This window comes from Echinicola sediminis, from assembly GCF_054777495.1.
The window spans coordinates 25,863-39,250 of the sequence record NZ_BAAHAP010000024.1 but is presented as its reverse complement, the minus strand read 5'-3'; the positions used below and the strand labels follow the sequence as shown (position 1 = coordinate 39,250).

11 protein-coding genes are annotated in these 13,388 nt (G+C 43.5%); 4 read left to right on the top strand and 7 right to left on the bottom strand.

Translation table 11 applies throughout. The features are described from left to right. Positions 1-40: 40 nt before the first annotated feature. From ACYVAA_RS08505 to ACYVAA_RS08495, 3 genes are all read right to left on the bottom strand, one after another. Entirely contained in the window at positions 41-1,408 is a 1,368-nt protein-coding gene (locus ACYVAA_RS08505; RefSeq protein WP_460540507.1) for a TolC family protein, read from the bottom strand. 75 nt (positions 1,409-1,483) lie between these two features. Further along, positions 1,484-1,945, bottom strand: a complete 462-nt coding sequence (locus tag ACYVAA_RS08500; protein ID WP_460540505.1) for a GbsR/MarR family transcriptional regulator — start codon at positions 1,943-1,945, stop codon at positions 1,484-1,486. Positions 1,946-2,105: 160 nt separating this feature from the next. After that, a complete protein-coding gene (locus ACYVAA_RS08495; RefSeq protein WP_460540503.1) occupies positions 2,106-2,282 on the bottom strand; it encodes a hypothetical protein in 177 nt (58 codons plus the stop codon). 222 nt (positions 2,283-2,504) lie between these two features. Between ACYVAA_RS08495 and ACYVAA_RS08490 the strand changes: the two genes are divergently transcribed. The 3 genes from ACYVAA_RS08490 (at position 2,505) to ACYVAA_RS08480 (ending at position 5,439) form a co-directional block, all read left to right on the top strand. Beyond that, positions 2,505-3,638: a zinc-binding metallopeptidase family protein gene (locus tag ACYVAA_RS08490; protein ID WP_460540501.1), complete on the top strand. Its 1,134-nt coding sequence runs from the start codon at positions 2,505-2,507 to the stop codon at positions 3,636-3,638. Between the two features lie 49 nt (positions 3,639-3,687). After that, complete coding sequence (gene alr, locus ACYVAA_RS08485) at positions 3,688-4,842, top strand: alanine racemase (RefSeq protein ID WP_460540499.1); 1,155 nt, start codon at positions 3,688-3,690, stop codon at positions 4,840-4,842. 189 nt (positions 4,843-5,031) lie between these two features. After that, the gene (locus ACYVAA_RS08480) at positions 5,032-5,439 is read left to right on the top strand and encodes an META domain-containing protein (RefSeq protein WP_460540497.1); all 408 of its coding nucleotides are present in this window, start codon (positions 5,032-5,034) and stop codon (positions 5,437-5,439) included. A 73-nt stretch (positions 5,440-5,512) separates the two neighbouring features. Here the strand turns inward: ACYVAA_RS08480 and purU are convergent, their stop codons facing one another. Both purU and ACYVAA_RS08470 read right to left on the bottom strand, forming a co-directional pair. Continuing rightward, positions 5,513-6,367, bottom strand: coding sequence for a formyltetrahydrofolate deformylase (gene purU, locus ACYVAA_RS08475; RefSeq protein WP_460540495.1), 855 nt, complete (start codon positions 6,365-6,367; stop codon positions 5,513-5,515). A 138-nt stretch (positions 6,368-6,505) separates the two neighbouring features. Further along, entirely contained in the window at positions 6,506-9,445 is a 2,940-nt protein-coding gene (locus tag ACYVAA_RS08470; protein WP_460540493.1) for a DEAD/DEAH box helicase, read from the bottom strand. Positions 9,446-9,920: 475 nt separating this feature from the next. Between ACYVAA_RS08470 and ACYVAA_RS08465 the strand changes: the two genes are divergently transcribed. Then, positions 9,921-11,582, top strand: coding sequence for a hypothetical protein (locus ACYVAA_RS08465; RefSeq protein WP_460540491.1), 1,662 nt, complete (start codon positions 9,921-9,923; stop codon positions 11,580-11,582). 67 nt (positions 11,583-11,649) lie between these two features. On the opposite strand, the gene ACYVAA_RS08460 is transcribed toward ACYVAA_RS08465, so the two are convergent. Then, on the bottom strand, positions 11,650-12,873 hold the full coding sequence (locus ACYVAA_RS08460; RefSeq protein ID WP_460540489.1) for an FtsX-like permease family protein: 1,224 nt from the start codon (positions 12,871-12,873) through the stop codon (positions 11,650-11,652). Between the two features lie 79 nt (positions 12,874-12,952). Further along, on the bottom strand, positions 12,953-13,336 hold the full coding sequence (gene rbfA, locus ACYVAA_RS08455; protein ID WP_460540487.1) for a ribosome-binding factor A: 384 nt from the start codon (positions 13,334-13,336) through the stop codon (positions 12,953-12,955). Positions 13,337-13,388: the final 52 nt, after the last annotated feature.

Sequence of the window (13,388 nt, the reverse complement as noted above, 5' to 3'; positions counted from 1 at the left end):
TGATATGTTATTTGAGGAAACAACCTCTTTATTTTTCCTATTATTTGATGATTCTTTCTATCTGCCCTGTAGATCGGTAGAGATCTGCCTCGGCGGTTTTTACATTGATGACCTGATTGAAATAAGCGGCGCGTGCTTCCCTTAAGGCGGTTTCTGCATTCAACAGATCGGTCAGTGGAGACAAGCCTTCCCGATACAGCTGGGAGGTCTCGTCAAATACCGTTTCGGACAATTCCAGATTAGATTCCTGGGCCTGCAGGCTGCTGATGCTGTTTTGAAGCTTTTTGCTGGCATTCAGGTATTCCGCTTGGGCATTTTGCTCTGCCATGTACCGGTCGTACTGCATCTTCTCGGATTCCACCCTGGCTTGGGCAATTTTATTTTTCTTCTGTAGCCCGTCGAAAATCGGAATGTTCAGTTGAAGTCCTACAAGCGCTCCGCGGTACCAAACATGGCTGTCTGAAATGAAATCAAACTTCTTCGAAAAGGCATTGTAGTTGAGATCGGCAAAGGCCGCCAAAGTAGGATAGTATCCTGATTGGATATTTTTAATGTTCAGATCGTTTAATTCCAACTTCTTGTCCAACACCTGAAGATCAAAGCGCTCGCTCAAGTTAGCATCCGCCTGCAAAGCCTGGTAAGGCAAATTTCTGTCGGAAAAATCGTAAGCTGCCAGTTTCAAATCCAGATCCACCGGCAATCCCATCACCAGTTTGAGGTAGTTGGTGCGCTGCTCTATGCCAATCTCCAGATTGTCCATTTCTGCCTCCAGCGTCGTCAGGTTTACTTTCACCCGGTTATAGTCCACTTTCCTGGCCAAGTCATTCTCATATTGGGCCTTGATGATCTCTTCCAGCCTTTTCAGCTTGTCATAATTGGCTTCAAGGTTGTCCATCTGCAGCTGTGTAGCGATCACGCCATAATAATTCAAAGCGATATCGTAGGTGATGTCCTCTTCGGTCATCTGGGTCATCAGCCTGTAAAACTGCTCCGAACTCGTGGCTGCCTTCAAACCCACCAGGTAGGATTGGCTGAAAATCAACTGGTTTACCTGCACTCCCGCTTTTACACTCTGTGGCACACCAAAAGAAATCACATCTACCCCATTAGGATCAGAATCAGGATTGAGGACTCCCCCTGGAATGGCTTGGGGATATACATCCAGGAAATTGTTGTAGCTACCATAAGCCTCTACTTGTGGAAGCCCTGTACCCGTAATTTCTTTTCGTTGATAACGGGCTGCCTGTTCATCCAGCTGGGCCTTTTTAATATTCGTATTGTGCTTTAAGCCCAACTCGATACATTTTTGAAGGTCAAAAACCTCCCCTTCCCTTATGGCATTTTGGGCCATGACATTGCTCGCCAACATTAATGTGAGGAACAGCCCAATCCAATTTTGTTTTTTCATTTTATTAAATTATAGTTAATTCCTTATATATTACTTAGTTCTGTATTTAAAGAACCTTTTGAACAAAAAAATATATCAACTGTGAAGCCGATCATATTTCTCGATCAATTTGGGCATCTCTTCTCTCAAAAAATCAATAAACTGTTGAAATTCGATGATGCATTTATTGAATTCTTTATTCTTTTCTGAACGCATTGCCATTACCTCTTTAAGCAACGTATTGATCTTAAAGATCCCCTGCATGTCCTCCTGCATGTCCGTTCTCCAATTTCTGGCCTTCAGCCTGAAATAACGCTTCCTCTCACCGGGCTTGGTTGTATACTCCACCTTGTCCAGGCTTTGGAGCAGTGTCAGGGCATTGCTTACAGCGCTTTTACTGACCGACAAGTATTCCTGAATCTCATCAAAGGTCGCCTCTGCTTCTTCCAACACCAGCAGCAGGCCCATTATCCTTCCCAATATGGGCTGATGTCCTTTCTTCTCAAAAAAGACGCCGATCCGCTCGATGATTTCCTGTTGCTTCGATGTCAATTTCATATATTACTCCCTTTTTTGGAACTTAACGATACAAACATAGTAAAAGTTTTGTTAGTTCATAAAAAAAAGAACTAACTTTTTTACTTCAATTTTATTTCTCAGCCCCAAAAATAGAAAAAGGTCCCAAAGGACCCTTAAATTTTCTCACAAAAACATGCTTTTAGCTTCCGCAGCCTATACAGTCAAAATGACTGTCCATAGGCTTGGTTCCATTAAGCTGCATTTCGAGATTATGGATCTTATCCCTGATCTCCATGTCTTTAAACATGTCGCCGGTCAATGAAGCCTTTAAGTTTTCTATCTCATCAGTAATCGCTTGTTGTTGTTCTGCAGTCATAAGCTTTTCGTTTAGCGTATATAGTGAAGCAAAAATGAAGATAAATAAGTTCGGAAAAAATACCCATACTTCCGCTAAATCATTTAAGTATTTGGGATACAGGATATAATTTCTGCACGAATTATGCAGGTTTTCTGAACAAAGCCTTGGTTATAAACTCCCCAAACACTTGATCAATTATGCTGAAAGTTCTAATTTATATCAGAAAGTAACTTGCTAAACATGAAAAAAACCGATCTTCAACGCCTGGTCAAACTTAGAAGGGAACTCCATCAAAATCCGGAACTATCTGGTCAAGAAACCCAGACCGCCCAACGTATCAAAGATTTTTTTCAGGATTTGCATCCTCAAAAAACCCTTGAAAATCTAGGGGGCAATGGTCTGGCTTTTCTTTACGAAGGCAAGGAAAAGGGACCAACCACACTCTTCCGCTGCGAGTTGGATGCCCTGCCTATTCAAGAAGAAAATACTTTTGCCCACAGCAGCACTTCCGAGCGAAGGTCCCACGTATGTGGCCATGATGGGCACATGGCCATAGTGGCTGGTCTGGGCCACTTTCTTTCGGACTGGCCACTTCCTAAGGGCAAGGCGGTCTTGCTTTTCCAACCTGCAGAAGAGACAGGAGAAGGGGCCGAAAAGGTCATCAAGGACAAGAACTTTAGCAAGATCAAGCCTGACTTTGCCTTTGCCCTGCACAACCTGCCCGGGTACCCAGAAAATGAAGTCATCCTCAAAAAAGGCGCTTTTGCAGCCGCCTCAAAAGGAATGATCCTCCACCTGAAGGGCAGGACCTCACATGCTGCTCATCCTGAAGCAGGAAACAGTCCCGCTGAAGCTTTGGCCAAGCTGATCGTAGGGCTTCAAGCCATTCCATCCAGCATGGATGCATTCAGTTTGATCACGGTGGTCAATGCCCAATTGGGAGAAATCGCTTTCGGCACCACACCGGGAGAAGCTACCCTTAGGGCCACCCTCCGCACCTTTGATGATGAGACCATGGCTGAGCTGACCCATTTTGCGGAAGCCTTGTCCACATTGATCGCAAAGGAATATCATCTCTCCCTTTCGATCTCGTATACAGAAATGTTTGCCAGCACGATAAACGATGACAAAGCCTGGCATTACACCAACGAAGCAGCCAAGAATTTAGGCCTTAAAACCAAGCATATACGGATACCTTTCCGCTGGTCGGAGGATTTTGGGCATTTTTCGGCACACACATCCACCATGCTCTTCGGCTTGGGCGCGGGCAACAAACTACCCCAGCTACATGAACCTAGCTACGATTTCCCTGATGACATCATCCCCACTGGAGTCAAGATTTTTGCGAACATCATCGACCAGATTCACCGTTGACTCCCCTTAAAACCCCACTATTAAATTCTTTACGCAATCCTAAAAAACAATGCAGCATACTTCCCGAATAGAAATCAGCAAGTCGGCTTATCGTAGAAACATCAAATTTATCCAAAGTCAGGTGGGCAATGAAACCTTGATATCTTCCGTCATAAAAGGCAATGCTTATGGGCATGGTATAGAAAACATGGTGCGCATTGCCGAAAGCGTGGGAATCCGGCATTTTAGCGCCTTCAGCGCTGATGAAGCTTTTCGGGCTTATAATTCCATCACCAAGGACAGCCATATCATGATCATGGGGATGGTAGACAATAAAGACCTTGAATGGATCATCAAACGGGGGATCAGTTTTTTCGTCTTTGAGTTTGACCGTTTGATGGCTGCCATAAAAGTCGCCCGCAAACTCGGCATCAAAGCCAAAATCCATATTGAGGTGGAAACCGGATTTCATCGAACAGGATTTGACTGGAGCGAAAAGGAATTTCTTACGGACATCCTTCATCAGCACCCTGATCTTCTGGAGCTGAGCGGACTTTGCACCCACTTTGCCGGAGCCGAAAGCATTGCCAATTATGTCCGTATCCAAAACCAGATCAAACAATTTCAGAAATTCAAATCATGGTTTGATAAGGCCAATGTGAAATTCGGCCTTTACCATACCGCCTGCTCGGCTGCATCGCTTAGTTATCCTGAAACCATCATGGACATGGTGCGTATCGGCATCCTGCAATATGGCTTCTGGCCCAGCCAGGAAACCTATATGAGCAAATTCAAGCAACTCGCCGCCAACAGAAAAAACCCGCTCAAAAGATTGATCAGCTGGAAAAGTGTCATCATGAGCATCAAAGAGGTGGAGATAGGCGATTTCATTGGTTATGGCAATTCATATATGGCCCCACGGCACATGCGGGTAGCCATGGTCCCCGTAGGCTATTCCCATGGCTTCAGCAGAATGCTCAGCAATTTAGGGAAGGTGCTCATCCAGGGCAAAATGGTTTCTGTCGTCGGCACCGTTACCATGAATTCCATTACCGTAGACATCACCGATCTAAAAGATCCTAAAAAAGGCGATGAGGTTGTCATCATCGGCAAACAGAACAGCAGTGAAATCACCGTAGCCTCCTTCAGCGAAACCACCCAACAGGTCAACTATGAACTATTGACCAGGCTGCCCCAGGAAATCCCACGAAAAATCGTGTACTAATACCTGCTGATTTTGCCCGGTTTGATGAAGATTTGTCACCGAAATCAATTTAAGTACGGTATTTGTGGTAAAATAAACACTTAACAGGTCATTTCGTTGTACCTTTTTAAAAAACCGGTCAGGTTTTTTGAACAAACAGCAAATGACAAAGTATAATTGATTTTAAAACCACAAAACGGATTGATCAAAATGAAGTGCTTAAAGACACTATTTATTGTAGGATTGGTTTCTTTTACCCTGTTTTCTTGCGGAGGCCCGACCGATATCGGCAATTACACCTGGAAAGTAAGGTCTATCAATGGGGCCCCTGCTACCAATGAACAACTTGCTGAACTGACCTTGGAATTTGGAGAAGGCCAGGATGTGACGGGACAGGCTCCCTGCGACGAATTCAGAGGCAAAGCAGTCTATAACCGCGACAAAGTCAAATTTTCAACCTTATACACCGATACCCAGGGCTGCGAGGACAAAGTCCTACAAACCGCCTACCTGAGTTCTCTTGAAATGAGTGAGAAATATACCACTACAGCAGACCGCATGGTATTCTTTGACGGTGACGGCAATATCACGGTGGAATTTCAGCAGGTGGAAAATTAATAACACACAAAAAAAGGTGCTCTTCTTAAAAGAAAGGCACCTTTTTGTTATCCATCGGCTTGGGCAAGAAGGCTTAATTGAAAATGATCGTCTTATTCCCCATCACCATCACTTTTTTGGCAATATGGTATTTAATGGCCTTGGACAGCACCACTTTTTCCACATCCTGCCCTATCTGTACCAACTCCTCTATGGTATTATGATGCTTTACACGGGCAATGTCCTGCTCGATTATCGGCCCTGCATCCAGCTCTTCTGTGACATAATGGCCCGTGGCCCCAATGATCTTCACTCCTCGCTTGTAAGCGGCATGATATGGCTTTGCCCCCACAAAAGCAGGAAGGAAAGAATGGTGGATGTTGATGATATTACTGGGATATTGGGCAATAAAATCAGGACTTAATATCTGCATATACCTGGCCAATACCACAAAATCAACCCCCTTCTCTTTCAAGAGTGCCAGCTGTTTTTGCTCCTGCTCCAACTTATTTTCCTTGTTGATCGGAAAATAATAGAACGGGATACCAAATGCCTCCACGACGGCTTTCAACTTTTCATGGTTTGAAATCACCATGGGAATTTCCACATCAAATTCCCCAGAATAAAACCTGGAAAGTATATCAAACAGACAATGTGAAAATTTCGATACGAAAATGGCCATCTTCGGCCTGGGCTGATTGAAATGCAGGCTGAAGTTCATGGCAAACTTTTGGCCGACCGTTTCTGAAAAAATCCTTTCTATCTGGTCCTTCTTGATGGCAAAGCTTTCCAGCTCCCACTTGGCCCGCATATAGAAGTCTCCCGTTTCATTATCGATATATTGATCTACCTCTTCCACATTACCATTGTGGAAATATAAAAACTGGGTCACCGCAGCTACAATGCCTTTCTGGTCTTTGCACTGGATGATCAAAATTGCACTCTCCATATTATGTGATAAAAGTATTAAGGTTCAAAATTAGCCGTAGCTAAAAATATAGTATTTTTGGTTCTAAGCCATCATATCCCACAAAATTGTTTGACAAATCAAACCACCTACCTTTCTGGGAAACAGGAATACAAGAGCTTAAGTAAGCAGCGCTTCGATATCTTCCTTGTTGAGGCTCTTTACAAAGCTTTCCTCTGTGCTGATCAGCTCCCCGGCAAGGGCCATTTTCTTTTCCTGAAGGGCCATGATCTTTTCCTCCACACTGTTATGGGTGATAAACTTATAAATCATCACCTTGTTTTCTTGGCCTATCCTATGCGCCCGGTCTATCGCCTGGGCCTCCACGGCAGGGTTCCACCAAGGATCCAGCAAAAACACATACTCTGCTTTGGTCAGGTTCAGACCTACACCACCAGCCTTTAGGGAAATGAGGAAAATCTTTACCTTGTCGTCATTTTGGAAGGAATCCACCTGAGCCTGCCGATCTTTAGTCGTGCCATCCAAATAAGCATAGGCAATCTTATGTTCATCCAAGTACTCTTTCACGATGGACAGGTGCTTTACAAACTGGCTAAACACCAATACCTTATGCCCCTCACTGACAGTGGAGTCAAGCATATGAATGACATCCTCCATTTTACCGGAATCCCCGGTATAAGAAGAGTCGGTCAATCTTGGATGATTTGCGATTTGTCTAAGCTGGGTAAGCCCTCTCAGTAAGGTAAAGGCCTGCCGGTTCATTCCGGGGATACTCATCTCCTGAACGATCTTCTCACGGTAATAGGCCTTCACTTCTTCGTAGGCCTTTTCCTGTTCGGTGGTCATATTGGAGTACTTCACATTGACCACCTTCTCCGGCAAATCTGTAGCCACTTGGGTTTTTAACCTTCTCAAAACAAAAGGCTTGATCATGGCATGAAGTTTAGCAGCCTTGTCCATGTCACTTTTCTTCTCGATGGGCTGAAGAAACTGCTTTTTAAACATGCCCTGACTGCCCAATAAGCCCTGATTGACGAAATTCATCTGCGACCACAGGTCCATGGTACCGTTTTCCACTGGCGTACCGGTCAGGATCAACCGGTGCTTACACACCAATTGGTTGACGGCTTTGGAGATGATACTTCCCGGGTTTTTGATGGCCTGGGATTCGTCCAAAATGATATAATTGAAGAAAAACCCTTTGAGGATGTCCACATCCAATCTGGTAATCCCATAGGATGTAAGGACCAGATCATACTTTGAAAACTGACTGCTGTCCTTTACCCTTTGGGAGCCGGTATACACCAGAATGTTAAGATCAGGGGTGAACTTTCTGGCTTCCACCTCCCAATTGTATATCAAGGAAGTAGGCATCACCAAAAGTGAAGTAGTGCCTTCTGTCCTGCTTTTCTCATGTGCCAGCAAAGCCAATGTCTGCACGGTTTTCCCAAGGCCCATGTCATCGGCCAGACAGCCTCCAAAATTATAGTCATTGAGAAATCTTAACCAGTCATAACCTGCCTTTTGGTAGGGCCTTAACGTCCCTTTAAAAAGCGGGGATAATTCATAAGACTCCAAGGTGCTAAAGTCCTTCAGCCTTTCCAGTTTTTTGCTTAAAGTCAGATCTATCAGTTGCCCTTTCTCCAGCTCCTGGGCCAAAGCAATATGGTGCTTTTTCAGCATCATATTATTTTGATGCTCCTCACCCACTTCCAAAAAGGAGAAGATTTCGGAATAATTCACAAACCAGGAATCCGGAATCACGGCTATCTCGCCATTGGGCAGTTCAAATTCAGCCTTACCCTTTATCAGCAACTTCCTGATCTGGGAAAAAGGCACCTCAAATTCCCCGAATTTGATGAGTGCATTGACGTCAAACCAATCTATGTTCTCCTTGACCTCCACTTTGATGGAAGCCCTGCCAATAAAATACCGCTTTCCTTTTACACTTTGGTTCTGCAATATTTTCACCCCCATTCCCTCAAGTGCTTCCCGATTGGAATTGAGCCAATCAAAGGCTTTGGATTTTCCCAAACTAAAACGGGAAGCCCTTACGGGCAAACCCAGATCCTTTAGATAGTCCCCATAGGATTTTTCCCTTTCCAGATCACGGATCACCTTATGGAACACATAATTATCCCCTCTTTGCTCCAGCTCCACATTATTGGTCTTCTTCTCCTCTGACCGGAAAGAATAGTCTCCGTATTGAAACCTGAGATCAAAAACGATCTTGTCCTCCTCGGCCGACTCCTGAGCCTGGCCAAAAAGATCCGTACTTCCACCATTCCCGGGAAGGTCACTAAGGCTCAACAAGGCCTCTGGCTGGCTTCTTTGAACTTTTATATCAAACCCTTTGGCATATACATCAAAAGACGCCACCAACTGGGTAATGAATTTTTTATAGTAGGATTCCTCTACGTTTTTGGGAATAACAATGAATTTTTTGTTCAGGAAAGGCTTCAGCTTCTTACCGTCCACATCCTTTTCAAAGTTATAGAGGCTGTTGTTTACCACCAACCAGGCAGGCTGCTCACAAATCAAATAGCCTCCCTTGTATTGCCAGTCCATTTTCTCTCCATCGTACTTTAGGGTAGGAAAATAGTGGGTATTGTCCTCGTTGCGCCTGAAATGAAACAACACTGTTGCCTTTTGAGGCATCACATCAATTTCCTTCCAGATAGGATTCCCATCATTGCCCATTTCAAACAGCCTCTTCCCTTTAATCTTCTCCAGGATCTTTGCCCTGAGCCCTTCCAGCTTAATCTCAATAAGCTGCCTGATCTCCTTGTTGGATACAGATTCGCTATTGGTGTCGTACACCCTCCTCAAATATTCCTTGGGCTTCAGCTTCTTGGTATTAAACTGCTTCGCAATAGCATCATGCTGCATGCTGTCCATCAGCTTGATCAGCTCATAGTCCTCCTCGTCCAAGCCTCTTGCAAACTCATGCGCATTTTGATGGGCAATATTCTGATAGGCATAGGATAACCTGCCCTTTTCATCCAACTGAATTACAAAAGACTCAAAAAGAATCCCTAAATATTCATGGCTGAAAAGTGAATAAACAATTTCAAATGGCTGATCAGGTGAAACTTTCATATGACACTACACTATCGCTTACACAAAACTCCCTATGAGGTAGTAATTTTCTAAAATATACTAGCTTGCAAAGTAACTAATTATTCGAACTTTTAATAGCAAAACGAAAAGGAAAAACGGGATTTTATAGCCTCTTAGACACTCCCTCCTCCCTGACGTAAAACCGCCTTTGCCTTACTGTTGGGGCTATTTTTTCAACAAGCAGACGCTATCATTCAAACCAACTGCACCTTATCGCACTTCAAATACAAGCTAGTGTAAACAAATTTATTAAAAGCATTTTTTAATATACGAAAAGCAAAAAACTATAGTTAAATTTTGGATATCAACGATTTTTTACCGATCATTAACATATATTCGTAGTTCAGATCTTATTTTTTTGTATTTCAAATAGTTTTACCATTACCCGTTTCAATAAAAAAGGGTTTGACCGCTTGATCAAACACTTGATTTGATACTCTAACTGAAAAATAAAATGGAAAAAAAATTATCATCTTTCGACCCGAGCCATCAGCACCCCCTCCAACCATCCCTCACCTCTTGGAAACCCGGCACAATTTCCCGTTTAGCAATCGCGCTGTTTATTGCTGTAGTCAGCTACCAACTAGCGTATTCCCAAGTCCCCCTTTCACCTAGCACTGAAATGCATTTGGGCAAAGTACATTTCGTTCAGAAGAAATTAATGCCCCACCAAATTGTAGGAAATGACTACAACGGCATTTACATTACCAAAACCAAACTGCGACATGAACTGAGGGGAGAAGAAGACTTTCCTGTATTGGAATATTATAATCATGACATGCATCTTGAGAAGTTCAGAGAACTGATCCCTTCAAAACCAGACTCCAAGCCTACATTTGAGAAAATTATTGAAATCGGTGAAAACCTGTATTGCCTATATAGCATACGGGATCAAAAGAAAGGTGCCAAAACACTTTTGGCACAGAAAATAGACAAACACACCTTAGCACTAGAAGAGGAGATCGTCGAACTTACGACCGTCCCTAATGAACGCTGGTCTTCTCCGGCTCACCCCTCCTTCGTCTTTAAAAAGTCCTGCGACGGGAATTCATTGATGCTTGCACATTGGTCGGAAAACAAGAAGGAAAGCGGCACAACTGTTCACTTAACCGTCTTGGATAAAAACTTACAGACGAAGTGGGGGAAAAATTTCAACACCCCTTACAAAAAAGGGACGTTCGAAGTGGTTAATTACCTGTTAGATGAGGACGGAAACGCCTATCTTTTGGCCAAAACAGCTGAAAGAAAAAAAGACCTGGAAAAATTCTGGAATCAAAATTACCAATTCCAGGTGCTCGCATTCGATCCAAATTCAGGAAACATCACGGAGCACCGGCCGGCATTGGACGGAAAGTTTTTGATCAACATGCAAATGGGCCTGAACGCACAAGGAAGCTTGATCTTGGCAGGATTTTATCAGGACTTGGACCGCGCTGATCAAGCAGGGAGCTATTTTATCCAAATGGCTGATTCATTAAAGGCCATGGCCCTGAAAAGTTTCAAGGCTTTTGACAGGGAGATGCTCAGACATGAAGAACGCCATGTTTACCCCAAAAAAGAAATGGCGCTATATACTTATTTGCCAGGGGAATTTCACTTAAGGAATGACGGAGCGGTAGTATTAATAGCCGAGCAGGCCACTCGAACACTCAAAATTGACCGCCGCACAGATCTCCCTACTGCCCAAATTTCTTTTAACCACATTGCTGTTACAAGTATCGACCCCGATGGAAAGATCATGTGGACAAGAAAAGTCCAAAAACACCAATCCTCCAGTAAGGGCTACAGTTTCTTCTCCTCCTATGCACCCGCAGTGCTGCATGATAAAATCTACTTAATTTTCAATGACAATGTTCAAAACCAAAAGAAAGGGATTTGCGAACCGGTCCTCTTCACACCAAGATCAGCAAAAAAAGATGTTTTAATAGCCATGGTGGAAATAGACTGGAACGGAAATGCCCAAAAAAGCATGATTTCCATGTCAAAAGACCTCAATATTCTAACCAAACCATCTGCCTGCAAGCAAATATCCGGCAATGAAATGGTCGTTCTAGGTCAATACAACAACGAGTACCGCCTGGCCAAACTGGAATTCAAAAAAACTTTTTCTTATTAATACTTGCCCTAATCTTACTTTCATTGCTGTTGCCTTTTGGGCATCAGCAATGACCTATTATCAGCACCTATAAATTTTCTACGGTATTGACCTTGGAAGCAATACTCGCAGGCCGGTAAGAGGCAAGAAAGGTGATGACGATCACACTGAGGCTGGTCCACACAAAATCCGTCCAGATGAGTTTAACGGGATATGCATTGACCACCGATGATGCCACTCCCAAAGAAATGATACCAAAGGTTTCTTGCAATACACAAAACAGGTACCCCAAAACCAGGCCACTTATCGCCCCCGAAAAGGCAATAATTGCTCCCTGCTTGATATAGATCGAGCGGATCAACTTTTCCGAAGCCCCCATAGCCAACATGACGGCGATATCCTTTTTCTTTTCTATGGCCAACATGCTTAAAGAAAAGAAGATATTAAATGATGCCACTGCCAAAATAAAAGTCAGTGTAATGAATACAAAAAGCTTCTCCACTTTGATGGCCCTGATCAATCCTGCATGCTGCTCGTCCCGATCTTTGACCGTAAATGCATCGCCAAGTATTTCCTTTAAATCAGCCTTGACATCCTCCACCTTAAAGCCTTCCCCGACCATCACTTCCAAAGAAGTCCGCTTGTCCCCATAGTCCATCAGATCACGTGCAAATCCCAGAGGCACCACCACATAATTATCATCAAACTTCTTCTCCACGCTGAAAAAACCCGCAAAGCCTAGCCTGTCGGAATTGTACATTTGACGGGGATCTATGCTCCCGGCCCTTGGGGCCTTTGGATAGAACATTCTCAAATTTTCAAATTCATTGTCAGGGTCTACCCCTAAAAAAAAGCCAACTCCCCTGCCCAAAATGGCCTGCGGCCGCTCTTCTGTCCCTAAGGTCAATTCTCCGGAAAAAACCCCATGACTAAAACGTTCCTCATCCAAAAACTCCCCCGTAACGCCCTTCATGGTGACGACGAGCTGATCGTCACCGTATTTCATCAGTGCATTATCCTCAATCACTTCTATCAAAGACTCCACCCCATTCACATTTCTCAAGCTATCCTTCCAACTCTCAGAAACTTCAAAAGATTTACCTTTTACCGCCTCAATTTTCAGCTCGGCATCAAAAGAAGCATATAATCCCCGGATAAGATCCTCCAATCCATTAAAAACAGAAAGCACAATGATCAGGGCCATGGTACCCACGGCTACTCCGATCATGGCTATCCTGGAGAGCACATTGATGAAGTTTCTTTTCTTTTTACTTCTAAAATACCTGGAAGCGATGAAAAAGGAGAGGTTCACTGATAATCTGGGTTTCTAGGGCGCACAACTTTTAACTGGTGATGGACAATCTGAAAAGTTAACGAATTCTTTTGAAGAATCAGTCTTCTTCCCCTTCATCTTCATCATCAGAGGGCTCAGGAATATCTAAATCTCCGATAATCTTGTCCATATGTTGGGCATAGGCCGATGAATCATCAGGATAAAACACCAACTCGGGAATAACCCTAACTGATTTACCTATCCTCATCCCCAAGTTTTTTCGGATTTCCTTTTTATGGGAATTTATTTTCTCAAACAGTTCCTTATTATTGGCTAACAAAAAACTCAGATAGATCTTGGCCACCCCCAGATCAGGGCTCATAAACACTCTGGTTACCGTAACCATGGCATTTCCGACCAGAGGCCTACTCTCCCGTTGAAAAATTTCCCCTATCTCTTTTTGAATTAACTTTGAATACTTTTGCTGTCTCTTGCTTTCCATATTGAATAATTGTCTTTACAAATTTAGTGAATTAAATGACTAACATTTAATT

Coding starts and splice junctions, on each gene's coding strand:
- ACYVAA_RS08505 (WP_460540507.1), bottom strand. CDS start 1,408: ATGAAAAAACAAAATTGGATTGGGCTGTTCCTCACATTAATGTTGGCG.
- ACYVAA_RS08500 (WP_460540505.1), bottom strand. CDS start 1,945: ATGAAATTGACATCGAAGCAACAGGAAATCATCGAGCGGATCGGCGTC.
- ACYVAA_RS08495 (WP_460540503.1), bottom strand. CDS start 2,282: ATGACTGCAGAACAACAACAAGCGATTACTGATGAGATAGAAAACTTA.
- ACYVAA_RS08490 (WP_460540501.1), top strand. CDS start 2,505: ATGAAAAAAACCGATCTTCAACGCCTGGTCAAACTTAGAAGGGAACTC.
- alr (WP_460540499.1), top strand. CDS start 3,688: ATGCAGCATACTTCCCGAATAGAAATCAGCAAGTCGGCTTATCGTAGA.
- ACYVAA_RS08480 (WP_460540497.1), top strand. CDS start 5,032: ATGAAGTGCTTAAAGACACTATTTATTGTAGGATTGGTTTCTTTTACC.
- purU (WP_460540495.1), bottom strand. CDS start 6,367: ATGGAGAGTGCAATTTTGATCATCCAGTGCAAAGACCAGAAAGGCATT.
- ACYVAA_RS08470 (WP_460540493.1), bottom strand. CDS start 9,445: ATGAAAGTTTCACCTGATCAGCCATTTGAAATTGTTTATTCACTTTTC.
- ACYVAA_RS08465 (WP_460540491.1), top strand. CDS start 9,921: ATGGAAAAAAAATTATCATCTTTCGACCCGAGCCATCAGCACCCCCTC.
- rbfA (WP_460540487.1), bottom strand. CDS start 13,336: ATGGAAAGCAAGAGACAGCAAAAGTATTCAAAGTTAATTCAAAAAGAG.